Below are 26,345 nucleotides of genomic sequence, written 5' to 3'. Positions count from 1 at the left end.
TGGGGAGAACTCCCCATCCCGGCGCTCGCGCGGGTCGAACTTCCGGGCGCGGGTCGAATTCGACCCGCGCACGGATGGTGCACCCGCGCGAGCCGGTTTCGAGACGATTGCGCTACGCGTAATCCCTCAACCAGCGGATACTCGTAATCCCTCAACCAGCGGTTCCGCCGGTGTGTTCAGCGTCGTTGCGATCCAGCAGGTAGAGGTCTTCCTTACTGACCAGGTGGGTCGCGACCGCGTATTCCACCAGGCGCAGCCTGCGGCTCGTGGCCAGCTTGCCGCGACCGCCGCGCAGACCCGAGACACCGACTTTGTCCAACTTGTCGCACACGTTGTCGAGCTTGCGGTTGAACGTCGTCATCGACCAGTGCAGCCGTTCCGCGGCCTCCGCCGACGACGGGATCTCACCGCGGCCGGGTGAGTCCTGCCGCAGCACCTGCTCGGCGAGCGCGACGATCAGCAGCCGCTGGCTGGTGGTCAGCGGCACCGGGCCGATGGTGGTCGCTCCCGCTTCCCTGCCGAGCGGGCTCGACGTGTTGTAGTAGTCCTCCTCCGAATGGATGGCGAACTCATACGTGGTCGAACCAGCACTGAACAGCACCTGCATCCGCTGGAAGACGATCGGGATGCGCGCACCCGGCGACAGCCAGGTCTGCACCTGACCCGACGCATCCGTCACCGTCGCGGTGAGCAGGTTGCCGACATTGCCCAGCCACCACAGGCCGTAATCGTCGTAGATGCGCAGGAAGCGGCGGTGCAAGTACGGATTCTCGTCGATGACGAGGTCGGATTCGCGTCCGATGTGGAAGTCGGCGCCGGGCGCCACGTCGTACCACTCGCCGCAGAACTCAACCCTCAACGGCTTCATTGCGGGTAGCACCCCTGAAGCGGGTCTGGCGACTGGCGACCGTCGCGCACCACCCACACCTCGACGCACAGCTCGCCGCCAGTGAAGCCGTCGACGGTGAACGTGCCGGTCTTGGACGCCTGCACGGGCTCGTTCTCCCTACCGAACATGCGCTGCCAGCGGTAGGAGTCGCCCTCCTTCGCCTTCGCGTGCTCGACGGTGAACTCGATCGCTCCGCCGCTCTCGGTCGCCGAGACGAGGGTCGGCACCGGCACGGTTTCCACGATCGCGGAGTTGCCGCCCGGTGGCGGTGCCGCAGTCGGTGTGGTGGCCTCCGAGTCGCGGCCGCCGAAGAAGATGATGCCGACGGTCACCGCTGCGGCGAGCACGACCACCGCGACCGCGGTACCGACGATCGCGAGGGTTCGGCCCCGCGACTTGACTGGCGCATCCAGTTCCGGCTCGGGTTGCCGGCTGACGGCGGGCCCGGCCTGCACCGGCCGGGCGCGCGCGACGGTCTCGGTGGCGACATCGTCGACCTGGCCAGCGGATGCCGCGGGCTGCGCCGCAGCGGGCTGCGCCTCGATCGTGGCGACACCACGCACCCGCGTCTCGTCGTCGCTCGAGTCGCCTGCAATCGCCTCTGGCGCCGCAATGACCAGGTTCGGCACGTCGATTGTGGTCGGCGCGTACCCGAGCTCGAGCTCGACGCGCTGCAGCGCCCGCGCGAAGTCGACCGCGGTGGCGAACCGGTCATCCCGATGCGTCGCCATCCCCTTGTGCAGCACGGCAACGAGCGAGCGCGGGATGTCCTCACGGTCGAACGGGGTGATCGCGCCGCGCTCGATCCGGCCGATCAGGTCGAGCGTGCCGTTGGAGCGGCCGCGCAGCTCGAATGGCGTGTGCCCGGCCAGCAGCGTGTACATGGTGGCGGCGAGCGAGAACACGTCGGCGCGGACATCCGGCTTCGGATCGTCCTCGAACATCTCTGGGGGCGACCACGGCACGGACATGCCGACCGACGTTCCACCGCTCGTGCCGCCGGTGTCACCGCCGCGGCTCAGTGTCGTGGTGTGCACCGCCAGGTCGTCATCAACCGTTGATGAGATGCCGAAGTCGGTGAGCGCCGGCCAGCCGTAGTCGTTGGTCAGGATGTTCGCCGGCTTGATGTCGCGGTGCAGGATGCCGGCGGAGTGCGCGGTTGCGACCGCTCCGGCCACCCGGATGCCGGTGCGCAGCACGTCGGCGACCTCGAGCGGTCGGGCCTTGTAGCGCTCGGCGAGGCTTGGGCCGGAGCAGTACTCCATGACGAAGTACGGCCGGCCGTCTTTGGCTACGTCCGCGTGGAAGATAGAGACGATGTACGGATGCGCGGACAGCTGCGCCATGACGTTCGCCTCGGCGACGAACGCGGCGCGGTTGGCTCCGCTGAGTTCCTCGGTGAGCAGCACCTTCACCGCGACCCGGCGTTTCGGCAGTTGCTGGTCGTAGAGGAAGACGTCGCTGAACCCGCCGGAGCCGAGCACGTTGACGAAGGTGTAGCCGGGCAGCTCGGGCGGTGTCGAGGTCGGGCGGCGCATCAGGCGTCCTGCCCGACCATGAGCGTGACTCCGCCTCCCAGATCGATCACGGTCCCGACGATGACCGAGGTGGGCTCGCCGGCCCGCAGCCGCTGCGGCGCCTTGCCGGGCAGGATCACCTGGGTGCCATTGCGCGAGTGCAGGTCGGTCACCACGACCGTGCCGCCTTCGACGGTGACCTGAGCGTGGTTGCGGGAGATGTCCTGGTCGCCGGGGATGGTCACCAGTCGGGGCAGCGCCCCACCCGACACCTTGCTGGCGCTCGGCGCACGCCCAATGATGATCGGCGCATCAAGTGGTTCTCGCAACCCGGTGGACAGGGTTAGATGCAGCGTCGGCTCCGGTTCCGTCGCGCGCGTGGGCGTCGGTGCGGACTTGCGCTCGCCGCGCAGCTTCCGGATGTCGTCGGTCACGATCGTCATGCCGTCGTGGTCCCCGGCGAGGTCGGGGGCATCGTCCTGGGTCTCGGGGGCGTGCACCGCCGCGTCAGCGACGTTGCGGTACATCGTGTCGCCGAACAGGTAGTCGTAGTCGCTCTCCGGAGCCTCCACCGGCGCCGAGACCGCCGGCGCGTCGGCATCCGGCACGTTCAAGGTGACCTCGCTGAGCGTCGCCTCGGGCACCTCGGCGATGGCAGGTGCTGCCGACGCGACGTCGACCGTTCCCACCAGGCGCGACGCGAACGCCGCGCCGTTCGACAGCGGCAGCACCGGCAGCGCGCCGGCGGCGTCAATGGACACGTCGAAACCGAGCGCATCCGGAACGACATACTCGGTCCAGGTCGTCACCGCCGCACCATCCAGCACGGTGTCGCCCGACGTCGCAGACACCCGCACGGTCGCAGAGCCGCGCACGATGACGCGGAGCGCGGAGCCTTCGCGCTCGAGCAGCGCGAACGACGGAATCGCGGAGAACCCGCCCTTGGCGAGCGCGTCGACGGTTGCCGGGAAGCCCGCATTCACCGCGGGCCAGTACAGCTCGGCGGTCGACGCATCCGTCACCTTGACGACGAGAAGCCGGGCGTCGGAAGCGAGCGCCAGCCAGCCGGCCGAGTCGGGTGCGTAGGTGACCTGCTTCACTTTCTCTTCCTTGGTCGGGTCTGCTCGAGGTGGTTCGGGAGAGCGTAGCGGTCGCTGGTTTCCTCTTCGAGACGCTCGGTGTCGAGCGACTGCGCCTCAACCACGACGACCGTGACGTTGTCGGTGCCGCCCGCGGCGAGCGCCGCCTCGACCAGCCGGTCGGCGAGCTCCTGGCCGGTGGCGAGCTTGCTCACGTCGGCGAGGATGCCCGCAATGAGGTCATCGTCGAGCTCCTTGCTGAGCCCGTCCGAACACAGCAGGAAGGTCTGGCTGCCGCCCAGCGGCAACAGCCAGATGTCGGCGTCCACCTCCGCGCCCACGCCGATCGCCCGGGTGATGACGTTGCGATGCGGATGCGCGATCGCCTCCTCGGCGGAGATCTCGCCCAGGTCGAGCAGCTCCTGCACGGCAGAGTGGTCCACGGTCACCTGCTCCAGGCGTCGACCGTCCCAGCTGTAGACACGCGAGTCGCCGACGTTGAACGCCATCCAGTGGTGCTGCGGCTCGACGCCGACCTCGACGACGGTGATGCCGGCGAGGGTGGTGCCGCACACGGCATCCGGATCGTCGCTGGTCAGCGCGACGACCGCAGTGTTCGACTCGTTGATGAGCTCGACGACGCGATCCGGCGTCAGCACGCTGCCGTCCTCGATGCCGCGCGAGAACGTCTCGATGACCTGCTGACTCGCGCGGTCGCCGAACGAGTGGCCGCCCATGCCGTCAGCGACGAGGAACAGCGGTGGCGCGACGAGCATGCTGTCCTCGTTCACCGTGCGCACCTTGCCGCGGTCAGAGGACGACGAGAAGCGCATCCGGATGCCGGGCGACGTCAGCACGAACTCGTGCTCAGCATCCGTCATGAAAACCTCTCCCCCGCGTCTACCCCGACAACGAGGTTAGCAAGTGCGGCTCAGCTGCTGATCCGGTCGCGGTCCTTGCGCATCCGCATCAGGCTCGCCACGGTCGCGATGGTCATCGCCGCGACGATGACGATGAGCGACAGTCCGGTGCCGATCTCCGGCACCCACAGGATGGGCTCGCCGCCGTTGATGAACGGCACCTCGTTGGTGTGCAGCGCGTGGAACACGAGCTTCACACCGATGAAGGCGAGGATGAAGGCGATGCCGTAGTGCAGGTAGACGAGCTTCTCGACGAGGTCGCCGAGCAGGAAGTACAGCTGCCGCAGTCCCATGAGCGCGAAGATGTTCGCGGTGAAGACGATGAACGCGTCTTGCGTGATGCCGAAGATCGCCGGGATCGAGTCGACCGCGAAGACAAGGTCCGTTGTGCCCAGCGCGATGATCACCGCCAGGATCGGCGTGAACATCCTCTGTCCGTCGACGACCGTGCGGAGCTTGCCGCCCTCGAACTGGTCGGTCATCCGGATGCGCTTGCGCAGGAATCCGATGATCCTGTTCTCGCTCTCCGCCTCGTCCTCATGGCTCGTGAACGCCTGGTTCCACGCCGTCCAGAGCAGGAAGACGCCGAAGATGTAGAAGATCCAGCTGAAGTTCGCGATCAGCTGCGCGCCGAGCAGGATGAAGATGCCGCGCAGCACGAGGGCGATCATGATGCCGACCATGAGTACTTCCTGCTGGTACTTCCTGGGCACCGCGAAGCGGCCCATGATGATCAGGAAGACGAACAGGTTGTCGATGCTGAGGCTGTATTCGGTGAGCCAGCCGGCGATGAACTCGCTGCCCTTCTGCACGCCGCCGAGCCAGAACATCAGGCCCGCGAAGATCAGCGCGAGCACGACGTAGAAGCTGACCCAGAGGCTGGATTCCCTCGTGGAGGGGACGTGTGGCCGTTTGAAGGCGAGCACGAGGTCGAAGATGATGATGAGCGTCAGCACGGCCAGGGAGCCGATTTCGAACCACAGCGGTAATTGCAAAGGTGTGTCCGTTCGTTAGGGACGGTGCGGGAAAGAGACGAAAGTCTCTCCCGTGCCCTTCGGCACCACCGCACCCGGAGCCGATCGGCCCGTACTGACGATTGCGGTGAAGTGGGATACTCCCCTTCGCGTTGCCGATTGTATCCGACCGGTTTGAGGTTTCCGCTTCTGGTTACGCGTTCACTCGGTTGCCAGGTAGTCGAGTTGCGCCCGGATGGACTGCTGCGCCGCCTTCTTCACGTCACCGCGGACATCCGGGTAGACGGCCTTCGCCACGTCCTCGACGGTGACGGAGCGGCCGAGGCCCGCGATGACTTCGCGGACCTGGTCGAGCCGGGCGAGCCGGTGCTCGAGGTACTGGCTGGCGATGGCGGCCAGGTCGGGCAGCTCGGGGCCGTGGCCAGGCAGTACCGTGAGCGCGCCGAACTCGCCCAGCCTTCCGAGGGTTTCGAGGTAGTCGCCGAGGGTGCCGTCGGGCGGGATGATCACGGTCGTGCCGCGGCCGAGGATGGTGTCGCCGGTGAGCATCGAGCGGTCTTCGGCGAGTTCGAAGCACACCGAGTCGGCTGTATGGCCCGGGGTGGCAACGACCCGGATGCTGGCGCCGCCGGCTTTGATGAGCTCACCGTCGGTGAGCGGGTCACCGCTGATGCAGTGAGCGGGGTCGGCGGCGCGAACTGGAGCGCCCGTGCGGCGGTGAAGTTCGGCGCTTGCCTCGGTGTGGTCGGGGTGGTGGTGCGTGATGAGGATGAGCTCGACCGGGCGGGCGGTGAGCTTGGCCAGGTGGCTTTCGTCGAGAGGTCCGGGGTCGACGATGACCGTCGCTGCGGCATCCGGCGTGGCGATGATGTAGCTGTTGGTGCCGTCCAGCGTCATCGGGCCGGGGTTGGGGGCGAGGATGCATTGGGCGAGCCGCGTCATAGTCGCTCACAATAGCGGCAGGCTTTGCTTCTTGATCGGGAGGCTCTAGTGGACGAGGGACTGCACGGCATCGCGGCGACGGTCGTGCTGCTTCGCAATGGCGCCGACGGGCTTGAGGTGCTGCTGCTGGAGCGGCCGCACGATCGGGGGTCGTTCGCCGGGGCGTGGGTGTTCCCGGGTGGGGCGGTTGATCCGGAGGATGCTGCCGGTCTCGATGCTGATTCGGACGAGGCGGCAGCGCGGGTCGCTGCTGTGCGCGAGGTCGAGGAGGAGACCGGGCTGGTCGTCTCGGCCTCCGATCTGGTGACGGTCTCGCGGTGGACGCCGCCGTCTGGCATCCCGAAGCGCATGCAGACCTGGTTCTTCTATGCGCCGGCAGCCTCGGGGCGGGTGTCGTTGCATCCCGATGAGGCGGTCGCGTTTCAGTGGATACGTCCGTTGGATGCCTTGGAGCGGCATGCTGCGGGTGCGTTGAAGCTGTTCCCGCCGACGTGGGTGACCCTGCACGACTTGCTGGGTGACGCGACAGTGGCGGATGCCTTGGCTCGCGGACGAGCTGCCGATCTAGCGGAGTTCGTCACCCGTTTCGCAGGCAAGACGGTGCTCTGGCACCCGGACGTCGCTTACGACGACGATTCGCTACTCGACGCAGAAGGCCCGCGCCACCGTTTGGAAACGGGTGCCATGCCTTGGCTTTACTCGCGGACACGCCAGCGGTGACCCCCAGGTCGGCGTACCTCCCACTCAGCAGCTGCACACCACTTGATTCGAGCGGGTGCTGAGTACTTCGCCCCGTGGCCAATCGGTCGACGTCGCACGACCGTTCGGGAGTCATATTCGGAATATGACGCCCGTCGTATCCGCCTCAGCGAAGCTTGAAGTCAGCAGGGGTGTCGAGAACGCGCATTGCGTCCTTGCGTCTGTCTTTAGAACCAACATATAGGGGGCTGTTTCCCGACATCGACTTGTGGATCCATCCCTGTGAAATCAACTCATCGAGCACGCGGTGCACGACGGGACGATCGGTGAGACTCAGTCCACGGCTGAGCGCGCCTTCCTTGCGCGCGGACCCACGCTGTCCAAACACCTTCTTGAGGATCGTCAGGGCGATTCGAGATTCGCGGTCGATTCCCAAAGCCATGATGCCCGCGGTGGTTTGCGTGGACGTGCTGAAACGATCTATCTCACAGTCCGCCAGCCGTGGCTCCAACCAAGCCGGGAGAGACGCCACACCGTCCAAGAGTCCAATCAAAGCCTGCTGAAAATGGGGCACCGAGCTACTATCGTCGAGACCACTCACATCGAGCCTTTCGATTACGCAGTCCTTGAATGTCGTCGCGCTCAAGACTTTGTGATCCGAGAGCGTCAGTTGCTCGAAGTACACCCCCGTGATTAGGAATGTGCTGGTCATGTTGCGGTCGTCCCATGGCATCTCAGTTGAAACCCTCACGAGATCTGCCATCACCGCGTCGAACTGCTCCGCCTTGTCCCGCGCGGCGAGAGCCGCAATCACCGTGCCGACGGTCAGCCCCATCTCGCTTAGCGCGTCGGCAGCAACTTCCGTTCCCAAATCGCTCGCAGCCGACACCCAGGATGCGACCGAAGATAGGGGATGGCTTTCACCGTAGGGAGCGATGGCGTACTCGACAAGGTCCAGTCCATACGCGGTGTCTGCGAGGTCTCGATCAACGAAAAGCCGGACATCGGACTGGTCACTTGGGTCCGAAACAGCCAGACCGGGCAGGCGAAGCAGCAGCTGTAGGCCCTCTTCATCGGGCTGTAGACCGTTCACCGCCACAAACGCAGCACGAAGCATATCCATGTCGATGGGGCCGGTCGCGTCCACACGCGACCTGGCAAGCGTGGCCACCCTCGACACGATGCTGCGAATGGTTTCGGGTCTGACCGCAGTAAACATCTGCGCTTCTCGTTCGCAAATGGCGTCGAAGAACCGACGCCATCCCGTCGCTCTCGTGACAGCCCCCGCCACGCCGGCCGCGTCTTCCGCTCCGATCGAGACAAGATAACCCAAAAGGAGTGGGCGCATGGGAACCCACTCCGGCACGGTCCAGGTAACGCCAGCTTGACTCAGGAAGTCTTGGAGCTGTGACTCGTCAAAGTCCGGGACGCTGTATTGCTCAAGTGTCGTAAACCCAAGAGCCGAAACCATTTCCGCTTGACCCGAGAAGTAGTGCGAGCGTCCAGCAACGACTATGCCGGCCCCAGCCGGTGTCTCGCTCACCAGGCGCCGAATTGAGCTAAGAGCCTCCCATCTCACGTTCCTGAGATCTGTTGCGCCCCCAAGCCACCGGCCCGGCACCACCTCATCAAATCCATCAAGCAAGAGGATGCAGGCGCCGGCGCGCCATGCAGAGATCAGGCCGTTCGCGTGATCAAATCCGATTTCTTCCGCGTGTCGCCGAAGGATCTCGGCGGGCGTCTTCAATCCCGCGCAATCGCGGAGGTTGATGTGGATGGGGAATGGCGTGAGCTTGCCGTTTCTGAAATGCTCTCTCCGGAGTAGTCGGTATATCTCCCGAAGGGTGTGGCTCTTTCCCACACCGTAATTTCCAACCAGTAGGGCGCGGTCGCCTCCTACTAGCCGAGCGGCCATGTCTTCAGAAGTAATCGACTCACCCCCTGAGGTGATGAGTCGCACTGGGACATTCGGGGCCGACTTGCGAGCGCTCGCGCCGAACGTGATGCTTCCGAATGGAGCGTTGTCTCTGGCCTGAATATAGAGTTCCGAGTTGCAAATCCTCTGATGCAGGGTCGCAATGCTGATCGCATTGATTCTCTCCCCGCAAGATTTCGAGATCGCCTCGATAACAGAGCGTTGATCCGCAGTGGGTTCGGTCTTAGTTACAAACCATCCCAATCTCGACTTCAGTGCGTTGCCCCGCTGAGCGCCCACCGCCTTGAGCAACTCCCCCAGTTTCTCGCCGTCTTTCCGGGCCTTCTCCTTCGTGGCAAGGGTCGTGAACTCATAGGCGTTGATGTCTTTGTGATCAACAAAGAGTCCGTCACGTTCCTTGCCGGCGTACATCACAGCGCCTTGGGTACCCATCGGGTCATGTAACGCCCGCGCGAGGACAAGCCCGCGCAACTCGAATTCCTGCCCTGACTCTTCCGGCGCAATACTCACTAGACAAGTTCTCCTTTGAACGTCCTCGCACCCTGTATACCGCATGGCCGTTGATTCAGCCGGACACTCGTCACGCAGGCAAACTTGCCGGGTTCCTCACCCGTTGTTCCCACCCATCGCTTCTTGCAACGCACGACGTCGACCTGACGAGGGAGCCATTTGAGTCGGTGTTGGACTGGTAACAGGCCGGAGAGGCGTGACCCTCTTACGCTCTTCGATAGTTGCACCCAACGCCGCGTCCTCTTGTTATCGATGCGGGTGCTGTAGCGGGCGCATCGATTACAAGCGGCAGCAGCGTTGGCACGCAACGGCTTCGGACAAGAAGAACCCCCGGACGAAGAACGTCCGGGGGCTTTCGGTTGGTGACCCCAGCGGGATTCGAACCCGCGTTACCGCCGTGAGAGGGCGGCGTACTAGGCCGCTATACGATGGGGCCGCGTCAGCACAACTCCAAGAGTATGCCACACCGCGCGCCCGCTCTCCAAAACGCCTCCGCCTCTGGCATGCTCAACAGGTTGGTATACCGAGGGGGTCTCATTGAAGCGCGTTCTGTCCGCCATGGCTGCTGTCTCGATCGGCCTGATTCTCGCCGGATGCGCGTCCGGCCCACCCCGGGACGACAGCGGCCGCGTCACCGAAAGCACCACGATTTCGGCGCGCGACCTGATGCCCGGTGACTGCTTCAGCTTCAACTCCGCCGACGGCAGCACCGTCGGCGAGGTGACGGTCGTGCCGTGCTCAGACGAACACGAGAACATCGTGCTTGACGAGGGCGTGCTCAGCCGGGGCGACATCAGCGACGCCGGCTCGCTGCAGAATGCGGTCAACGTCGCGTGCGAAACAGCGTTCACCGACTTCAAGACCGCGGGCACCTTCGAGACCCGCCCTGAGCAGACCTTCATGGTCTTCCCGCTCGATGACAAGGACGCCGACGGCGACCAGGTCTACACCTGCGTGTCCACCGACCCGGCGCGCATCGACAGCTAGTCGCGACTCGCAGGCGAGGGAGCCTTCGCCAGGATGCGCAGCGCATCCGGCACCACGTCGACCTCAACCGGCAGTGCCGCGATCCGCTCGCCGTCGGCGTAGGCCACGACGCCGTCCGCATCCACGCGCACACGACGGGCGCGCCGGATGTCCACGCGCGCGTCGCTCACGTGCGTGCCCTTGAACACACGCGGGAAGATCCGCAGGAACGCCGTGCGCGACAGCGGCTGCACGATCAGCACGTCGAATAGGCCATCGTCGAGGAGCGCATCCGGGGTGATCCGCATGCCGCCGCCGAGGCTGACGTTGTTGGCGACCGCCACGAGCACCGCCTCGGTCTCCAGCGGTTCCCCGTCGAGCTCGAGCCGGTACCGGATCGGCTTCAGCGCCGCCAACTCGCGCAGCAGCGCGAGGTTGTAGCGGCTTCTCCCCCGCGGCCAGCGCATCAGGTTGGCGCGCTCATTGACGATCGCGTCGAACCCGGCCGAGAACACGCACGCGAACCAGCTCTCACCACCGGCGTGACGCATCCGCCCGGCGTCGATCAGCCGCGGCTTGTGCTCGAGCGCCTCCAGCAGCGCGTCGATCGCCAGCTCGGTGTTGCCCACCGGAATGCCCAGCCCGCGCGACATGTCGTTGCCGGTGCCCGACGGCACGATGCCCAGCGGAACCTTCGTGTTCACCACTAGGTTCACGCCCAGGTTGACCATGCCGTCCCCGCCGACCACCACGAGCGCATCCGGCTTCCGGCGCACCTCACGCTCGGCGACGATGCGCAGCTGCTCGTAGTCCGGCTCGGTGAGCGAGATCACCTCGTGGCCAGCCGCCCGCAGCGTGTGCACAACCGCCGGGCCGACGGCGCGGCTCTTGCCGAAACTCGCGTTCGGGTTGATGGCCACGACGATGCGCTTAGCCCCCGTCGTAACCATCCCACGATTATGGCGGGAATCCGGATGCCCGCGATTCGCCCCCTCCTCCCCAGACCGGGGGCAGACCGCTCCTCATGTTTTCACCAGATCGCTCAGTACTCTGTGCCTATGAGAATCACTAAGCACGAGCACTCCTGCCTTGTCGTGGACCAGGGCGGCAGCAGCCTGGTGATCGATCCCGGCAACTGGACGACCCTGCTCATCGGCACCAACAACGTGAAGGCCATCGTGATCACCCACGAGCACGCCGACCACTGGACGGCCGACCAGCTCGAGCACATCCTGAAGCAGAATCCGGATGCGCGAGTCTTCGGCCCGCAGGGCGTAGTCGACGCGGCCCACGGCTTCAAGGTAGAAGCGGTGAGCGCCGGCGACACCGTCGAGGTCGAGCCGTTCACGTTGCGCTTCTTCGGTGGGCAGCACGCCGTCATCCACTCCAGCATCCCCGTCGTCGACAACGTCGGCGTGCTGGTGAACGACCTGCTCTACTACGCGGGTGATTCCTTCACCGTGCCCGAGGACGTCGAGGTCGACACCCTCGCGGTGCCGGCAGCGGCGCCGTGGATGAAGATCGCCGAGGCGATGGACTACGTCGCCGAGGTGAAGCCGCGGCGCAGCTTCACCGTGCACGAGATGGTGCTGTCCAAAGCGGGCAAGGACCTCTCCAACGCCCGCGTGAAGCTCTCCACCGAGGCGATCGGCGGCGAGTTCTTCCCCCTCGAGCCCGGCGACGAACTCGACATCTGACACTCTGGTCGGTTCCAGTGGAGCATGAGAACATGTCCGCATGGCTGACCCCGACGAACCCGAATTCGACTACGTCTGACCGTGGAGCGCATCTCACCTGTACTGCGGCTGACCATCCCCGCGATCATGTTCGGGATGATCGCCGCGATCTCGTTTATTGAGGCGCCGCTGAAGTTCCTCGCCCCCGGCATCACCATCGAACTGGGCCTTGGTATCGGCCGCCTCGTCTTCACCGCGCTGAACATCTCGACGGTCGTGCTGATGGTTGTGCTGACCGTGGCGTGTATGCGGCCACGCGTCTCGCGCGGCGTGTTCGGCGTGCTGATCGCGCTCTGGGCCGTGGTGGTGCTCGAGGTGCTGGTGGTGCGGCCGATGCTGAACGCGCGAACGGATGCCGTGCTTGCGGGCACCGCAGACAGCGGCTCGATCCTGCATTACCTCTACATCGCGTGCGACGTCGCGATCCTCGGTCTGCTCGTCGCATTCGTGGTGCTCGCCGCGCGCAGCATCCTGCCTGCGCCTCGGCGCACGCCGCCCGCGGACATCCTCCGGTGAGCACGCCGGCCGCCGACATCCGCGTCGATGACGCGCTGGTTGCCCGCCTGGTCGAGACGCAGCATCCGGATGTCGCGGGGCCAGTCACGCTGATCGCCAACGGCTGGGACAACGCCATCTACCGGCTCGGCGATCGGCTCGGTGTGCGGTTGCCTCGGCGCGAGGTCGCCGCGCAGCTGACGCTCAACGAGCAGCGCTGGCTGCCCGAACTGGCTGGCCAGGTGAGCGTCCCGATCCCCGTTCCGGAGCGGATCGGGGTGCCGACACCGGCGTACCCGTGGCCGTGGAGCATCCTGCCGTGGTTCGACGGCTCGGCCGCAACCGGGTTGCCGGTGGAGGATCGCGGCAGGCTCGCGGTCGACCTGGCCGCGTTCGTGCACGAGCTTCACGAGCAGGCGCCACCGGATGCGCCACATAACCCGGTGCGCGGGGTGCCGCTGCGGTCAAGGGAGACGGTGTTCCTGGAGCGGCTTGCGACCGCTGACCTGCCGGATGCTGACCGGTTGCGGCGATTGTGGGAGCGGCTGGTGGAAACACCGCCGTGGCAAGGACCGCCGGTGTGGCTGCACGGCGACCTGCATCCCGGGAACCTGCTCGTGAACGCATCCGGAGCCCTGAGCGCCGTCATCGACTTCGGGGACCTGACCGCTGGGGACCCGGCGAGCGACCTAGCGGTGGCCTGGCTGGCGTTCGACCCGGATGTGCGTACCGCGTTCAGGGACCTGATCGTCGATGCCGACAACGACACCTGGCTGCGTGCGCACGGCTGGGCGCTGTTGCTGTCGACGGCGTTTCTGGTGCACTCAGAGCCGGACTCCGCGATGCGCGCGATCGGTGGGCATGGGCTGGAGCAGGTGCTCATCGACGCGTAGGCGATCTCGGTGGTCGAGCCTGTCGAGACCCGTCGCTGGGCGGAGTTCTCCCCGAGTGCCTCAGGTGGCCCGATGTCGCTCGGCCGCGGTGAGGGCGTCGGCGAGTGCCGGTGATTTGGATGGCATCGGCCTTGGTGTTTGGGTGGGGTCGATGTCGCGGGGTGGGATGAGCCAGAAGCGGGCTAGCGGGTCGTGGTCGCGGGTTTCGATCTCCCAGCCCTCGTCATGCAGCAGCAGGTGGTGGTGGCGGCAAAGCAGGATGCCGTTGTCGATGTCGGTTGTTCCGCCGTCGCGTTCCCACCAGCGGATGTGGTGGGCCTCGGTCCACTCCGGGGGTCGGTCGCAGTCGGGCCAGGCGCAGCCGCCGTCGCGGGCGGCCAGCAGCCGGCGTTGGGCCCGGTTGAAGAAGCGCTGCTCACGGCCGAGGTTGACCGGGAGGGGGCGGTCGTCGAAGACGATCAGCTCGATGCCGTTCAGGCAGGCGTTGCGCTCCACCGTGGCGATCGACACCGGGTAGTCCTGGCCCTCGATCCAGCCCCGACCGGTCCGGTCGGTCAAGTCTGTGGCGGCCACCAGCACCCGCACCGCGGGCCGGTTCACCCCGACCACACCCTGCGGGTCGGTGTCGAGGGCCAGCTGGATCAGCTCCAGCATCCCGTCCGAGGCCAGCTGCTCGGTGGTGCGGGTGTCGGCCATAATCTGCTCCGCCCGGGCCTGCTCCGGACCGGTGGTGAAGCGGGGTCCGCCCCGGCGTGGTGAGGTGAGCTTGTCGTAGACGTCATCGATCAGCGCGGCGCCCTCCGGGTCGAGGTCCCAGGTGTACCGGGTCATCCCGTCATCCCGCTTCCACCTGCGGAACGACCGCAAGGCCCGGCGCTGCCGCTCCCGCTCCACGATCCCTGCCGCATCCAGGTCATCCCGGGCGGCCCGGGCCAGCCGCAGCAGGCCCTCGGCATCGAGCGCGCCACCGGGCGAGGTCGCCGATTCGGCGACGCCGGTCACCAGCCGGGTCGCGGCGGCGGTCAAGTCTTCAGTCGTGACACCGGGTCCCGGCCGGCCCAGCCCGGTGCGGATCGCCTCCGCACCAGCCACCGAGACGGTGCCGGCCGCGACGGCCTTCCCGACGGGTGCGAGCCACGGCTCGGCCATCATCGAGGCGAGCCCTGCCGGGTCGTCGATGCCGGCGGTCTCGGCGTTGTTCAGCAGGTCGGCGTCGTTGAGCATGCTGCCGACCCGAATCAGCGTGGTCGCCTCCCGGGCCGTGGAGCCGGTCACCCCGCGGATCAGCGCCTCCGGGGTGCGGAACCCCTCCTTCCGCGCCAACCCACCGAACCCCGCCTCCACCGATGAGCGGCGCACCACCTCACCGGCCAGCACGGACGCGCAAGCATCAAGACTGCGCTTCGCCTCCGCCAACGATGCCTGCGCCTTGAGCAGCTGCTTGTCACCCAGCGCCCGAGCACCGGGCGCGTCGACGCCGATCCGGGCGGCAGCGGCCAGCAGGACCTCGAGCGAGGTGCTGAACGTAGCTGCGGAACTGGTCATGCATCAATTGTCCCAGCCTCGAACACAGCTACACAAGCAGATTTGAGAATCTGTTAGAAACTACTTTCAAGCCCACCTGTGGAGGAAGAGAGAAGTGGAGGCCGGCGGTCGAGCGTGCGGGTGATCGAGGTCGTCGAGATCCGGGTCTCGACGTCTCGACAAGCTCGACCACCAGAGGCTCGACCACCGAGAACTCGACCCGGAAGTGGGACAATCGCCCCATGCCACTTCAGGGGGAATACGAACCGAGCACGTCCAAGTGGGCGCGGGATCAGGCCGAACTCTACGAGTCGTCCGGCGGCACCAAGGGCACGATGCTCAACGGGCGCCCGGTCATCATCCTCACCTCGATCGGAGCGACATCCGGCAAGCTGCGCAAGACGGCGCTCATGCGCGTCGAGCATGAGGGCGACTACGCGGTAATCGGGTCTCGCGGTGGCTCTCCCAAGCATCCGGCCTGGGTGTTCAACCTGCGTGCCAACCCGCACGTCGAACTGCAGGACGGCCCCACCAAGCGCGACTACTCCGTGCGCGAAGCATCCGGTGCCGAGCGCGACGAGTGGTGGAAGCGCGCGGTCGAGGCGTACCCGCCCTACGCCAACTACCAGAAGAAGACCGAGCGGCTCATTCCGGTGTTCGTGCTCGAACCGCTCGACGACTGACGAAAGCCGCGCGCAGCCTTACAGCGCTTTCGCCTTCGCGCGCAACACCGCGCTCTCACGCTCATTGGTGGCGAGATTCGCGGCGATGACAAGTTCCGAGCGGGCCTCCTCGGTTCTGCCGAGCCGTGCGAGCAGCTCCCCGCGCACGCTTGGCAGAAGGTGCGAGCCGCGCAAGGCTCCCTCCGACTCCAGTCGGTCAACGATGGCCAGACCGCTCGCCGGCCCGACCGCCATGGACACCGCGACCGCGCGGTTGAGCTCGACCACAGGGCTCGGGGCGAGCTGGCCGAGCGCCTCGTAGAGCACCACAATGCGGTCCCAGTCGGTCTCGTCGATGCTCGGTGCGATCGCGTGGCATTCGGCGATGCCCGCCTGCAGGCTGTAGCTGCCGCGACCGCGACCCAAGGCATCCGCCCGCCCGAGCGCTGCCCTACCGCGCTGAATCTGCGCGTGATCCCACCGCGATCGGTCCTGATCCGCGAGCAGGATCGGCTCGCCAGTGCGGCCCAGTCGGGCAGCGAATCGCGAGGACTGAAACTCCATCAGTGCGACGAGGCCGTGCACTTCGGGCTCCCGCGGCAGCAGCCCCGCCAGAACCCGGCCGAGCCGCAACGCCTCGTGCGCAAGCTCGGAGCGAATCCACCTATCACCGGATGTTGCGGCATAACCTTCCGTGAAGATCAGGTAGATCACTCCGAGCACGGCACTGAGACGCGCGAGCCATTCCGCCGGTTCGGGCGTCTCAAAGGGCACTCGCGCGGCCGACAGCGTCTTCTTCGCCCGTACGATCCGCTGTTGCACCGTGGCAACAGGAACCAGCAGCATCCGCGCGATCTCTTCCGCCGTGAGACCAGCGACCACCCGCAGTGTCAGCGCGACCTGCGCTTCGCGCGACAGCACCGGGTGGCAGGCGATGAACACGAGGCGAAGGAGGTCGTCGTCGATCGGCTGCCACTCGTCTTCGCCTGCCTCTTCGAGATCGTGGGCGATCGCTCGGTACCGCTCGTCGACCCGCTCCCGGCGCCGCCAGCCGTCGATGGCCTTGCGCTTTGCGACGGTCGTGAGCCAGGCGCCCGTATTCTGCGGGACGCCCGACTCCGGCCATTGCTTCAAGGCGTCGACCAAAGCCTCCTGTGCGAGATCCTCGGCGAGGCCGACGTCGCCGGTCATCTTGGCGAGAGTGGCGACGATGCGCGCGCCCTCGATGCGCCAGACGGCATCGACCGTTCGCCGGATGTCAGGCATCCGGATCAGCTGCCTTGCGACTTGGCGGCTTCCTGCTCGCGCCAGCCGACCTCTTTCTGGATGTACTCGTTGTCGGCGTAGTCCGCGAAGTCGCTCTCGTCGTTCACCCGACGCACCTCGAGCTTGCTGCCCGGTCCAAGCGGTGCGCGGCTGGCCCACTCGGCCGCCTCTTCCTTGCTGGAGACCTCGACGATCCAGAAGCCGTTGAACAGCTCGTGAGTCTCTCCGTACGGCCCGTCGGTGACGATCGGCTTCTCGGCGGAGAAGTCGACGATGAAGCCCTCCTTGGCGTCGGACAACCCCTCACCTGCGAGCAGCACGCCCGCCTTGATCATCGACTCGTTGTACGCGCCCATGGCGTTGATGACCTCTTCGAAGTCGAGCTTCTCGAAGGCCTCCTTGGCCTCATCGGTGGCGCGCATGATCAGCATGTACTTCATGGTGTTCTCCTTCATCTCGGAGCCGCCGGATGCGTCCCTCTACTATTGCGTCGAACGGGCGAGCAGGAAATCGACAACGCGGAAAAATTCTTTCGACTCAGTCAGTTCGACCCCAACGCGACGTCTAGGGCGTCCACGAAGAAGTCCGCGCTCTCGAGAGTGAGGCACATCGGTGGCTTGACCTTGAGCACGTTCTGCCGCTCGGAGGTCGGCTGCATGATCACCCCGAGTTGGAGCAGCCGCTCGCACAGTGCAGCGGTCTCCAGAGTGGCCGGCTCGAGCGTCTCGCGGTCCCGCACCAGTTCGATGCCCAAGTAGAGCCCCATGCCATGCACCGCGCCGATGATCGGATGCTGCTCGGCCAGCTCGCCAAGGCGCTCCACGAGGTGGTCGCCGACCTGCGCGGCGTTCTCCTGCAGCTTCTCGTCGCGTATGACGTCGAGCACGGCGAGCCCCGCGACCGAGCTCACCGGGCTTCCGCCCGCCGACGAGAAGAAGTTGCCCTCGCGCGAGAGCGATTCCGCGATCTCCCTCCGCGTGATGACCGCCCCGAGCGGGTAGCCGTTGCCCATGGCTTTGGCGACCGAGATGATGTCCGGGACGACACCCTGCTGCTGCACGCCCCAGAAGTGATGGCCGAGCCTGCCGTAGCCCACCTGGACCTCGTCCGCAATGCACAGCCCGCCGCGCTCCCGCACTAGGTCGTAGGCGCCGGCCAGGTATCCGTCGGGCGGGACCACTCCCCCTGCGTTCCCGAGTACCGGCTCGCTGATGAAGGCGGCCGGATGCCGGTCATCCGCTACCATCCTCTCCAACCCTCCGGCAAGGTCGGCCAGATATTGCGGTGCGCTGTCCGCGCCGCGGTAGCGCCCGCGGTACGGGTTGGGCACGTCGGCGATCTCCACCCAGTCGGGGCGGTTCGACAGCGCGGACGGGTTGTCGTAGGCGGAGGTCGTGATCGCATCGGCGCCCATGGACCATCCGTGGTACCCCTCCCGCAATGCAACGACGTGCCGACGGCCGGTGTGCACCTGAGCGAGACGCAGCGCGAGGTCGACGGCCTCGGTGCCGCTGTTGACCAGCAGCACGGTGTCGAGCGATGGATCCGGCGCCAGCTCGACCAGCCGCTCGCTGAGGTCGGCGAGCGCGCGGTAGAGGAAGCGGGAGTTGGTGTTGAGCATCGCCAGCTGGCGCGCGACGGCCTTCACCTGGCGGGGGTGGGCGTGCCCGATGCTCGCGACGTTGTTGACCATGTCGAGGTAGACCCGGCCGTCGCCTCCGATCAGGAACTCTTTCCACCCTCGCTCGATCTGCGGCGGCTTGAGGTAGTAGCGCTCCTGCGCGCTGGCAAAGACGCGTGACCGCCGAAGCCGCTCGCCTTCTGGGTCGAACTTGGGACTCACCGGAGCGAGGCCGATGAGAGCTGCCGGATCCTGCGGCGCCAGCTCCTTCGCTTCCGATGCGGTCACGAAGAGTGGGAACGTGGCATCCGGATTCGCCAGCTGCTGCACCGCGACCCGGCCATAGCCGTCCCGGACCGGCGCGACACGACCGAGCTTGTCACCGGCCGCGACAGTGCTTCCCGCGGAGACCGACGGCTTGAGCCCGTCGATCGAGACCGCGACACCCTCGCCGGACAGTATGACGGTGGTGCCATCGACGGACGCCACTTCGGCGTCGATCGGTGAGCGGAGTGTCTCGCCTTTGGCCAGGAACAGTTCCCAGCCGGTGGCGAACACGGCGGTCTCGTCGCGGCTGTTCACCACCGCCTTGGTGAGGCGGTATTCGCCGAACGGCGCGGCTGCCACCGGAGCCGTGGCGAGCGCCTTGATCGCCAACTCCCACTCGGCATCCGGATGCTGCCAGAGCCCCGCGTCGAGGCCCGGGCTGGTCACCGAGAAGTCCAGCAGCGTGACGTCGCCACGGGAGATCGCGTCGAGAAGCGCGGCTCGCTTCGGCCGGCCGAGCGCGGCGCGGATCGCCGACTCGGCATCGTCGTAGTCGATGCCCTCTGCCGCCTCGAACGCCTGCCACTCGTGCTCGGTGCGGTCGGCGGCGTAATCGTTGTCGCCCTCGACTGCCAACTGGTACTGCCCGCTGACCACGAGGACGGCACCGCGAAGCACCACGAGCGGCCAAAGCGCGGTGAGCTCCTCGTCGGTGAGCGGAACCTGCTCGTCGAAAGCCTCGATCGCCGCAACCGCGGCCAGCGGGTCATCCAAGACATGATGCAGGATCGACGCGACGGTCACCGCGAGCTCTGCCACGAGCCATCCATGAGCGAGGTCGCCGAAATCGACGACGCTGTCCGGAAGGTGCGGCTCGGTCGAAGCGAGAACGTTGTCGTCGGTGACGTCGCCGTGGATGGGCTGAACGCGCAGGGCGTTCTGTACGCGGGACAGGCGAGCGGATGCCTCGGCTGCGGCACCTAGAACCCGACCACGCATGGTGTCATCGGCGACCGAGGGCGCAAGCTGCTCGACGACCCGTTGGGCGTTGCGGAGATCCCACTGGAGTGTGCGCTCCAGCCCGGGCGCTTCGAAGTGGGTCAGCGCTTGCGCGACCTCGCCTGAGATGCGGCCGAGCGCGGCGATAGTCTCCGGTTCGAAGGCGCCGAGGTCGACCAGCGATTTGCCGTCGAGGAAGCTCATCATGCGCACCGAATGTGTCTTGTCGCCGGATGCCCAGGTCTGGACGGTGCTTCCGTCGAGGCCCGGAATCGGGACCGGCACGCGCAGCCCCCGCCCAGCGAGGATCGCCATTGCGGTGTTCTGCGCCTCGAGCTCATGGGCGGCGAATGCGTGGTTGTCGACCTTGAGCAGATAGCTCATCGCCGACAGCCCGGTTGTGGCGTCGATGCGGAAGTTGCGGTCCTGGTTGCTGCCGATTTCGCTGGCGGCCCCGACGATGCCGAACAGCTGCTCGGCAAGCTCGGCCGCCTCGGCCTCTGTGACGTCGGGGCGAATCGGTTCCTGGCCGTCGAAGAAATCGGAAACGCTCAACGTGGCTCCCTGTCGTGCCGATCGGAGAACGGATGCGCGGCATCCGCCGCATCCTCATACGGTAGCGACCGAATCGGCGTTTCAGGGGTCAGAAATTGCGCGGAATCGGCAACGGCCACCGAGCGGCGAAGGTTCGGTGAAGTGTTCGTGAACCAGCCCGCGCGGGGCCAGGCGGCGGGAGACGATGGCCGCGGACAACGTCCTCACTATCGCCGACTACCAAGGAGTAACGTGAACCGTTCAACCGCACGCCGTTTGGGGGCGACCGCCGTCGCGCTCGCCTGCCTCGCCCCTGTCGCCCTGGTCGCCAGTCCCGCAGCGGCTGCAACGCCCGAGACGGGCACGCTGACCCTCACTGTCTTTGAGGACCGCTACCCCGACGCCCGCTTCGACTCCAGCCTCGCCACGGCATCCGGGGAGTCGGACCGCATCCGGGAGGGCGGCTACGTCTACCTGCAGGACTCCGCTGGCAACTGGTTCGGCACCGGCAGCGAGAACAACGGCGAATACATCTTCGATGGCATCGCGCTTGGCGAGGCGAAGGTCTACGCGGCCGACCCGAACGTGTACGAGAGCGTTGCATACTTCGTTTCGGATGGGGATGAGGCAACCGCCATGCGTCACGGGAAGGTCTCCTTCACGGGCGGCACGTTCCTGTTCCCGGGCAGCGACCGACGCATCGCGTGGTCGGGCCCGGAGATGCTCGCCGGCGAAGGCACGGTCACGGTGGGAGCAGAGTCGGAGGCGCTCATCGGGCTGACCGGCGTTGGCGCATCCGTGCGGGTGCTGTCGGCTGAGGATGGAGCCCCCGTCGCAGGCAAGGCGGAGATCATCTTCCTCGCGAACAGCGAGCGCATCGAGTCGAACCTCGTTGCGGACGGTGTCACCTACTACCCCGGCACTCGGCGTCTCATCCCGAGCAACCTCGGCATCCAGGTCGAGCCGGTTGCCGGGCTCGCGGTTGCCGAGGTCACCGCCCGGTCCTCCATCAGCGGGCAGCCGCTGAACGTCACCATGCGCGACGGCGCCTACTTCGTGGACGCGACCGGGCTTGCGCGCTACTTCGACCGGGCGGAGTTCTCGGTGCAGCTGATCAACGCTGAGTCGGGGATGGCAGAGTGCAAGAACGGTGGCTGGACCACAATGCAACAGCCGGTTTTCAAGAATCAGGGACAGTGCGTAAGCTTCTTCGCCACCACCAAGGGCGGCAAGTAGCTCTCCGAACACTCACGTAATCGGGGTCGTCGCGATGCGCGGCGGCCCCGATTGCTGTGTCGAGCACGCACGCGACAGCGCTGGTTCCGAGGGGTCGAATGCCGCCCTTCCTGGTGCCTCGGAGGGCCCGTTTGCGACCCCTAAGCTTCGTCCGCGGAGGGATCAGCCCTCGGCGAAGTCGTTGAGGCGCGATTGCATCTCCCAGTACGAGGTCGCTGCGGGAGCGTGCTTGCCGTCGCGCAACGCGCTGACAACGTCGACGGCGGCGTCGACAGCCGCGCGGTAGGGCAGCGATCCGGAACTCACGCGTCTGACCCCCAACTCCCCCAGCTGCGCGACGGTGAGTGACGTGTGCGCCAGCACGTTGACCGGCAGCCCGATCCCAGCGGCGATGTTCCGGATGTCCTCCGGGTCAGTCACTCCTGGGACGAAAATCCCGTCGGCTCCGGCGTCGCTATAAGCGCTGGCGCGGAGCAGGACTGCTTCGACGGTGGCTAGCTCGTTAAACCAGAAGTTGTCGACACGTGCGTTGACGAACATGTCGGGCGTGCGTCGCTTGATGGAGGCGACCTTGGCTGCCAAGGTCGCTGGGTCAACCAGGTGACCGTCCCTGCTGTCCTCGATATTGATGCCGGCCACGCCCAGGGCGGCCAGCTCGGCCACGAACTCTGCGACCTCGGTGCGGTCGTCCGAGTAGCCGTCCTCGATGTCAGCGGTGACGTGAACAGACAAGCGGCACAACCGCGCCGCGAGCGCCACGGTGGCCGACTTGGTGGCGCCGCGGCCATCCGGCAAACCGATGCTTGCGGCGATGCCGAAGCTGGTGGTGCCGACGGCGAGAAAGCCTGCGGCTGCGAATGCCAAGCCCGACCCGACGTCCCACGCGTTCGGCAGCAGGAGCGGGGTATCCGTGTAGTGGAGTTCGCGAAAGGTGACCACGTTGATTTCCTGTCCCGCGCCAGGCGAAAGGTGGACTTTCCTTCAGAGTAACGCGTGCACCAATCAGCCGTCCGCACCGGTGGGCTGGTGCCGTCGCGGCCCCACGCGGTCCATGACGCCGTAATCCACGGTGAGCACCCGCCCGATGGTGACGCCGATGACGACCACGGACATGAGTACGAAGAGCCAGCCGACGTAGGCGATGGTGATGCCAAGCACGCCGAACTGCGCCGCAGCCGATGCCAGGGCGACCGGAAGGTAGATCCGACCAACTCCGCCCACTAACGCAAGCCCTATGCCGCAGAGAACCGCGCCGGGTAGTAGTGACCTGAAACTGACAGTCCGGTTCAGGACAATCCACCCGGCGAGCAGCCATACAACGGTCCAGAGTACGAACTCGGCGACGCCCCTGAACGCGACGTAGGTTCCGTCTCCGCGCAGGACGGAACGGGTGAGCTGCACCAGGACCAGTCCGAGGAGGATGGTCGCGAGAACCGCGAATAACCGCCACGCTGCGCGGAAGCCGAGCTTGCGCTTCGACCAAACACGTGCGTAGAACCGCTCGAGTGCCCGTGAGAAGGCCGTAGCGGAAACGATGAGGAGGAGAGTTCCGAACCATCCCAGCGCATTGAAGACGTCGGAGGATGCGGGAACAACTCTCTCGAGCGCGGTGGCCGCGGAGTCGTTCAGTCCTAAGTAGTTAGACAGTCCCCGGCCGATCGGTTCCGCATCACCGCGGCGTAAAGCTGCCACGACGATGACGAGCGGGAGTATGGAGGTGAATGCTTGCGCCGCGAGGGTCATCGCCCGATCGAAAACTTCGATCTCGACAAGCGAGCTTGAGGTGCGCATCACGAAACGACCGAGTGCGGTCGTGCGCAATCGTGTCTCCAGCCAGGACCTGGCCGAGCGTACCGTCCGCCCAGTCTGCTCGCCGCCGTGGGTCGCACCCGGACTGCCGGGCTGTTCCGCTGTCATTGCGAGGCCTCCTTCCGCTTGCGCAGGGGCCAATGGGAGTGCTCGGGAGGAAGGCGCGCTACCGCGTCACTGGTCGCGTGCTAAGAGATGCCGCCTCACGACCGAGACGCAGTGAGTTTGACGCGTGTTCCCGGGAAAACACTGGCTGGGGAATCGTGGCGCTACCTGCCACCAAAGCAAAAATCCCCGAGAAATTCGGGGATCTACTTGCTGGGGTACCTGGACTCGAACCAAGAACAACTGAACCAGAATCAGCCGTGTTGCCAATTACACCATACCCCAAGGGCACCGACCGGAGCCGGGCCGACGACTACTCTACCGCACCCACGGGGGCGGTCACGAACCGAAGCGCGTGAGCATCTCGTCGCGGTTGATGCCGCCCGCGACCATCGCGCCCTGCCCGGCCGCGACGATCAGCTGCTTCGGGCCCGGAGGCGTCAGGTCGCCCGCCGCGTACAGCCACGGCAGTGACGTGCGGCCGTACTCGTCAACGACGAGGAAGCCATCCTTGTCCCGCTCAACGTCGAGAGCGTCGATGAAGTCCAAATTGGTGAGATAGCCCGGGCGGATGAAGCCAGCGCGCCGCTCGATGACTTCGCCATCCGCGAGGCGCACCCCAGTCAGTCCGTCCCGGTCACCCACGACATCCTCGATGGCGCGCCTCTCCACCCGGATGCCGCGCTCGGCGAGGCGGGCCTCGTCTTCTGGGCTGATCGCATCGGTTCCGTTGGTGAACACGATCAGGTCGTCGCTCCAGCGCGACACCAGCAGCGAGCGCTCGGCCAGGTCGGCGGACTCGCCGATCAGCGCCAGGGGCTGGTCGCGCTTCTCGTAACCGTCGCAGACGAGACAGCTGTGCAGACTGGTGCCGTAGTAAGCCCGGATGCTCGGCAGCGCGGGCAGGATCTCCTTCAGCCCGGAGGCGAGCACTACGATCCGTGCGGTCACCGTTTCGCCGCTCGAGGTCACCACGAAGCCGCCGTCCACCTGCTCGATGCGCTCGACCAGGCCGCGCTTGTGCTGCACGTCCGGGTACTGCTCGAGCTCGATCAGGCCGATCTTGCGCAGCTTCAGCGGGGACACTCCGTCGCGGCTGAGGAAGCCGTGGCTCGCTAGCGTCGCCGCGTTGCGCGGGCGATTGCTGTCGAAGATCAGCACCCGGTGCCTCGACCGGGCCAGGTTCAGGGCAGCGCTCAGACCCGCTGGGCCGGCGCCGACGATGATGACATCGGTGTCGGTCACAGTCGCTCCGCCAGGCGGTTGATGCGGTTCAGCGAGGAGTCCTTGCCGAGCAGTTCCATCGACTCGAACAGCGGCGGGCTGACCCGGCGGCCGGAGATCGCGGTGCGCACCGGTCCGAAGGCGAGCCGGGGCTTCAGCCCGAGCTCATCGACTAGAGCGGTGCGGAGTGCCTGCTCGATCGCATCCGTCGACCAGTCGTCGAGAGGCGCGAGCGCGGCAGATGCCGCCTGCAGCGCCGCGACCGGGTCCTCGCCGAGACCCTTCAGCGCATCGGCGTCGTACTCGATCGCGTCGTCGTCGGTGAACAGGAAGCCGAGCATGCCGCGCGCCTCGCCGAGCAGCTGGATGCGCTCCTGGATCAGCGGCGCGGCCTTCGCCAGTAGCACGCGGTCCTCGCCGCTGTCGACCGTGTCGGTCAGGTGCGGGAGCAGCCGCTCGGCGAAGTCGTCAGCCTGCAGCATCCGGATGTGGTCGGCGTTGATCGCTTCGGCCTTTTTCAGGTCGAAGCGGGCCGGGTTGGGGTTCACATCGGTGACGTCGAACGCGGCGACGAACTCCTCGGTGGTGAACACGTCACGGTCGGCGGACAGCCCCCAGCCGAGCAGCGCGAGGTAGTTGCCGAGCCCCTCCGGGATGAAGCCCATGTCGCGCAGGTGGAACACGCTCGACTCGGGGTCGCGCTTGGAGAGCTTCTTGTTGCCATCGCCCATCACGTACGGCAGGTGGCCGAACTGCGGGATCGCATCCGCCACGCCGATCTCGATGAGCGCCGTGTAGAGGGCGATCTGGCGTGGGGTGGAGCTCAGCAAGTCCTCACCGCGGAGCACGTGGGTGACGCCCATCAGCGCGTCGTCGACCGGGTTCACGAACGTGTACAGCGGGATGCCGTTCGGGCGCACCACGACGAAGTCGGTGAAGCTGCCGGCCGGGAAGGTGATCTCGCCGCGGACCAGGTCGGTGAAGCTGAGGTCGCTGTCGGGCACCCGCAGCCGCAGCGCGGGCTGGCGGCCCTCGGCCTTGAACGCGTCCCGCTCGACGTCGGTGAGGTCGCGTTCGAAGTTGTCGTAGCCCTGCTTCGGGTCGCGGCCGTGCGCGACGTTGCGGGCGTCCATCTCCTCCGGGGTGACGAACGACTCGTACAGGTGGCCGGATGCCTTGAGCTTGTCGATCACGCCCTGATAGATGTCCTGGCGCTGAGACTGCCGGTATGGGCCGTGCGGTCCGCCGGCGTCGATGCCCTCGTCCCAGTCGATCTTCAGCCAGCGCAGCGCGTCGAGGAGCTGCAGGTAGCTCTCCTCGCTGTCGCGGGCGGCATCCGTGTCCTCGATCCGGAAGATCAGCTTGCCGCCGGTGTGGCGCGCGTACGCCCAGTTGAAGAGCGCCGTACGGATGAGCCCGACGTGCGGGGTGCCGGTCGGTGAGGGGCAGAACCGGACGCGGACGTCGGAGCCGGATGCGGTAGAGAAGTTGGCAGCCATCGCGCTCAATCCTAGTTCCGCTTACGACGCGCATCCGGCGGTC

At 66.4% G+C, this 26,345-nt stretch carries 23 protein-coding genes and 2 tRNA genes; 7 read left to right on the top strand and 18 right to left on the bottom strand.

Features of this window, described 5'->3' with window-relative positions; all coding sequences use genetic code 11:
- Positions 1–151 precede the first annotated feature (151 nt).
- The 6 genes from HGK58_RS05900 to HGK58_RS05875 all read right to left on the bottom strand — a co-directional run bounded on the left by HGK58_RS05900 (position 152) and on the right by HGK58_RS05875 (position 6,321).
- Entirely contained in the window at positions 152–868 is a 717-nt protein-coding gene (locus HGK58_RS05900; protein ID WP_168626554.1) for a hypothetical protein, read from the bottom strand.
- On the bottom strand, positions 865–2,427 hold the full coding sequence (locus tag HGK58_RS05895; RefSeq protein ID WP_168626553.1) for a serine/threonine-protein kinase: 1,563 nt from the start codon (positions 2,425–2,427) through the stop codon (positions 865–867). Before HGK58_RS05895 ends, HGK58_RS05900 begins: the two co-directional genes overlap by 4 nt.
- Positions 2,427–3,506, bottom strand: a complete 1,080-nt coding sequence (locus HGK58_RS14035; protein ID WP_168626552.1) for an FHA domain-containing protein — start codon at positions 3,504–3,506, stop codon at positions 2,427–2,429. The genes HGK58_RS05895 and HGK58_RS14035 overlap by 1 nt, the downstream gene beginning before the upstream one ends.
- Positions 3,503–4,366, bottom strand: coding sequence for a protein phosphatase 2C domain-containing protein (locus tag HGK58_RS05885; RefSeq protein WP_168626551.1), 864 nt, complete (start codon positions 4,364–4,366; stop codon positions 3,503–3,505). Before HGK58_RS05885 ends, HGK58_RS14035 begins: the two co-directional genes overlap by 4 nt.
- Before the next feature lie 50 nt (positions 4,367–4,416).
- The gene (locus tag HGK58_RS05880) at positions 4,417–5,400 is read right to left on the bottom strand and encodes a TerC family protein (protein WP_168626550.1); all 984 of its coding nucleotides are present in this window, start codon (positions 5,398–5,400) and stop codon (positions 4,417–4,419) included.
- A gap of 180 nt (positions 5,401–5,580) precedes the next feature.
- Entirely contained in the window at positions 5,581–6,321 is a 741-nt protein-coding gene (locus tag HGK58_RS05875; protein WP_168626549.1) for an MBL fold metallo-hydrolase, read from the bottom strand.
- 48 nt (positions 6,322–6,369) lie between these two features.
- Between HGK58_RS05875 and HGK58_RS05870 the strand changes: the two genes are divergently transcribed.
- Positions 6,370–7,041: an NUDIX domain-containing protein gene (locus HGK58_RS05870; protein ID WP_168626548.1), complete on the top strand. Its 672-nt coding sequence runs from the start codon at positions 6,370–6,372 to the stop codon at positions 7,039–7,041.
- A 145-nt stretch (positions 7,042–7,186) separates the two neighbouring features.
- On the opposite strand, the gene HGK58_RS05865 is transcribed toward HGK58_RS05870, so the two are convergent.
- A complete protein-coding gene (locus HGK58_RS05865; RefSeq protein WP_210422618.1) occupies positions 7,187–9,466 on the bottom strand; it encodes an NACHT domain-containing protein in 2,280 nt (759 codons plus the stop codon).
- Positions 9,467–9,826: 360 nt separating this feature from the next.
- Positions 9,827–9,902 (bottom strand) — tRNA-Glu (locus tag HGK58_RS05860).
- A 101-nt stretch (positions 9,903–10,003) separates the two neighbouring features.
- Between HGK58_RS05860 and HGK58_RS05855 the strand changes: the two genes are divergently transcribed.
- Positions 10,004–10,453, top strand: coding sequence for a hypothetical protein (locus HGK58_RS05855; protein ID WP_168626546.1), 450 nt, complete (start codon positions 10,004–10,006; stop codon positions 10,451–10,453).
- Here the strand turns inward: HGK58_RS05855 and HGK58_RS05850 are convergent.
- Positions 10,450–11,382: a YegS/Rv2252/BmrU family lipid kinase gene (locus HGK58_RS05850; protein WP_168626545.1), complete on the bottom strand. Its 933-nt coding sequence runs from the start codon at positions 11,380–11,382 to the stop codon at positions 10,450–10,452. The genes HGK58_RS05855 and HGK58_RS05850 overlap by 4 nt on opposite strands.
- Positions 11,383–11,490: 108 nt before the next feature.
- On the opposite strand from HGK58_RS05850, the gene HGK58_RS05845 reads away from it, so the two are divergent.
- The 3 genes from HGK58_RS05845 to HGK58_RS05835 all read left to right on the top strand — a co-directional run bounded on the left by HGK58_RS05845 (position 11,491) and on the right by HGK58_RS05835 (position 13,556).
- Positions 11,491–12,129, top strand: a complete 639-nt coding sequence (locus HGK58_RS05845) for an MBL fold metallo-hydrolase (RefSeq protein WP_168626544.1) — start codon at positions 11,491–11,493, stop codon at positions 12,127–12,129.
- A gap of 81 nt (positions 12,130–12,210) precedes the next feature.
- Complete coding sequence (locus HGK58_RS05840; protein ID WP_168626543.1) at positions 12,211–12,684, top strand: hypothetical protein; 474 nt, start codon at positions 12,211–12,213, stop codon at positions 12,682–12,684.
- Entirely contained in the window at positions 12,681–13,556 is an 876-nt protein-coding gene (locus HGK58_RS05835) for an aminoglycoside phosphotransferase family protein (protein WP_168626542.1), read from the top strand. The genes HGK58_RS05840 and HGK58_RS05835 overlap by 4 nt, the downstream gene beginning before the upstream one ends.
- A 60-nt stretch (positions 13,557–13,616) precedes the next feature.
- Here HGK58_RS05835 and HGK58_RS05830 read toward each other — a convergent pair whose 3' ends face one another.
- On the bottom strand, positions 13,617–15,101 hold the full coding sequence (locus tag HGK58_RS05830) for an HNH endonuclease signature motif containing protein (protein ID WP_168626541.1): 1,485 nt from the start codon (positions 15,099–15,101) through the stop codon (positions 13,617–13,619).
- 221 nt (positions 15,102–15,322) lie between these two features.
- On the opposite strand from HGK58_RS05830, the gene HGK58_RS05825 reads away from it, so the two are divergent.
- Positions 15,323–15,763, top strand: coding sequence for a nitroreductase family deazaflavin-dependent oxidoreductase (locus HGK58_RS05825; protein ID WP_168626540.1), 441 nt, complete (start codon positions 15,323–15,325; stop codon positions 15,761–15,763).
- An 18-nt stretch (positions 15,764–15,781) separates the two neighbouring features.
- Here HGK58_RS05825 and HGK58_RS05820 read toward each other — a convergent pair whose 3' ends face one another.
- The 3 genes from HGK58_RS05820 to HGK58_RS05810 all read right to left on the bottom strand — a co-directional run bounded on the left by HGK58_RS05820 (position 15,782) and on the right by HGK58_RS05810 (position 20,450).
- Positions 15,782–17,008, bottom strand: coding sequence for an RNA polymerase sigma factor (locus HGK58_RS05820; protein ID WP_168626539.1), 1,227 nt, complete (start codon positions 17,006–17,008; stop codon positions 15,782–15,784).
- Between the two features lie 5 nt (positions 17,009–17,013).
- Complete coding sequence (locus HGK58_RS05815; RefSeq protein ID WP_168626538.1) at positions 17,014–17,448, bottom strand: YciI family protein; 435 nt, start codon at positions 17,446–17,448, stop codon at positions 17,014–17,016.
- Between the two features lie 101 nt (positions 17,449–17,549).
- Positions 17,550–20,450, bottom strand: coding sequence for an aminotransferase (locus HGK58_RS05810; protein WP_168626537.1), 2,901 nt, complete (start codon positions 20,448–20,450; stop codon positions 17,550–17,552).
- 231 nt (positions 20,451–20,681) lie between these two features.
- On the opposite strand from HGK58_RS05810, the gene HGK58_RS05805 reads away from it, so the two are divergent.
- Positions 20,682–21,665 (top strand): hypothetical protein, encoded by a 984-nt coding sequence (locus tag HGK58_RS05805; RefSeq protein ID WP_168626536.1) that lies wholly within the window; start codon positions 20,682–20,684, stop codon positions 21,663–21,665.
- A gap of 162 nt (positions 21,666–21,827) precedes the next feature.
- Here HGK58_RS05805 and HGK58_RS05800 read toward each other — a convergent pair whose 3' ends face one another.
- From HGK58_RS05800 to gltX, 5 genes are all read right to left on the bottom strand, one after another.
- Positions 21,828–22,604, bottom strand: coding sequence for an isocitrate lyase/phosphoenolpyruvate mutase family protein (locus HGK58_RS05800; RefSeq protein ID WP_168626535.1), 777 nt, complete (start codon positions 22,602–22,604; stop codon positions 21,828–21,830).
- Positions 22,605–22,667: 63 nt separating this feature from the next.
- Entirely contained in the window at positions 22,668–23,582 is a 915-nt protein-coding gene (locus HGK58_RS05795) for a YhjD/YihY/BrkB family envelope integrity protein (RefSeq protein WP_168626534.1), read from the bottom strand.
- Positions 23,583–23,792: 210 nt separating this feature from the next.
- A tRNA-Gln gene (locus tag HGK58_RS05790) sits at positions 23,793–23,864 on the bottom strand.
- Positions 23,865–23,918: 54 nt separating this feature from the next.
- Positions 23,919–24,824, bottom strand: a complete 906-nt coding sequence (locus HGK58_RS05785) for an NAD(P)/FAD-dependent oxidoreductase (RefSeq protein WP_168626533.1) — start codon at positions 24,822–24,824, stop codon at positions 23,919–23,921.
- Positions 24,821–26,302, bottom strand: coding sequence for a glutamate--tRNA ligase (gltX, locus tag HGK58_RS05780; RefSeq protein ID WP_168626532.1), 1,482 nt, complete (start codon positions 26,300–26,302; stop codon positions 24,821–24,823). Before gltX ends, HGK58_RS05785 begins: the two co-directional genes overlap by 4 nt.
- Positions 26,303–26,345 lie beyond the last annotated feature (43 nt).

This window comes from Cryobacterium sp. BB307, from assembly GCF_012274275.1.
Taxonomy (GTDB): domain Bacteria; phylum Actinomycetota; class Actinomycetes; order Actinomycetales; family Microbacteriaceae; genus Terrimesophilobacter.
This window is presented reverse-complemented; position numbering and strand designations above follow the sequence as displayed.

What these genes read in the sequence shown, in the direction of transcription:
- HGK58_RS05900 (WP_168626554.1), bottom strand. Translation starts at nt 868, where the DNA reads ATGAAGCCGTTGAGGGTTGAGTTCTGCGGCGAGTGGTACGACGTGGCG.
- HGK58_RS05895 (WP_168626553.1), bottom strand. Translation starts at nt 2,427, where the DNA reads ATGCGCCGCCCGACCTCGACACCGCCCGAGCTGCCCGGCTACACCTTC.
- HGK58_RS05885 (WP_168626551.1), bottom strand. Translation starts at nt 4,366, where the DNA reads ATGACGGATGCTGAGCACGAGTTCGTGCTGACGTCGCCCGGCATCCGG.
- HGK58_RS05875 (WP_168626549.1), bottom strand. Translation starts at nt 6,321, where the DNA reads ATGACGCGGCTCGCCCAATGCATCCTCGCCCCCAACCCCGGCCCGATG.
- HGK58_RS05850 (WP_168626545.1), bottom strand. Translation starts at nt 11,382, where the DNA reads ATGGTTACGACGGGGGCTAAGCGCATCGTCGTGGCCATCAACCCGAAC.
- HGK58_RS05845 (WP_168626544.1), top strand. Translation starts at nt 11,491, where the DNA reads ATGAGAATCACTAAGCACGAGCACTCCTGCCTTGTCGTGGACCAGGGC.
- HGK58_RS05830 (WP_168626541.1), bottom strand. Translation starts at nt 15,101, where the DNA reads ATGACCAGTTCCGCAGCTACGTTCAGCACCTCGCTCGAGGTCCTGCTG.
- HGK58_RS05825 (WP_168626540.1), top strand. Translation starts at nt 15,323, where the DNA reads ATGCCACTTCAGGGGGAATACGAACCGAGCACGTCCAAGTGGGCGCGG.
- HGK58_RS05820 (WP_168626539.1), bottom strand. Translation starts at nt 17,008, where the DNA reads ATGCCTGACATCCGGCGAACGGTCGATGCCGTCTGGCGCATCGAGGGC.
- HGK58_RS05815 (WP_168626538.1), bottom strand. Translation starts at nt 17,448, where the DNA reads ATGAAGTACATGCTGATCATGCGCGCCACCGATGAGGCCAAGGAGGCC.
- HGK58_RS05795 (WP_168626534.1), bottom strand. Translation starts at nt 23,582, where the DNA reads ATGACAGCGGAACAGCCCGGCAGTCCGGGTGCGACCCACGGCGGCGAG.
- gltX (WP_168626532.1), bottom strand. Translation starts at nt 26,302, where the DNA reads ATGGCTGCCAACTTCTCTACCGCATCCGGCTCCGACGTCCGCGTCCGG.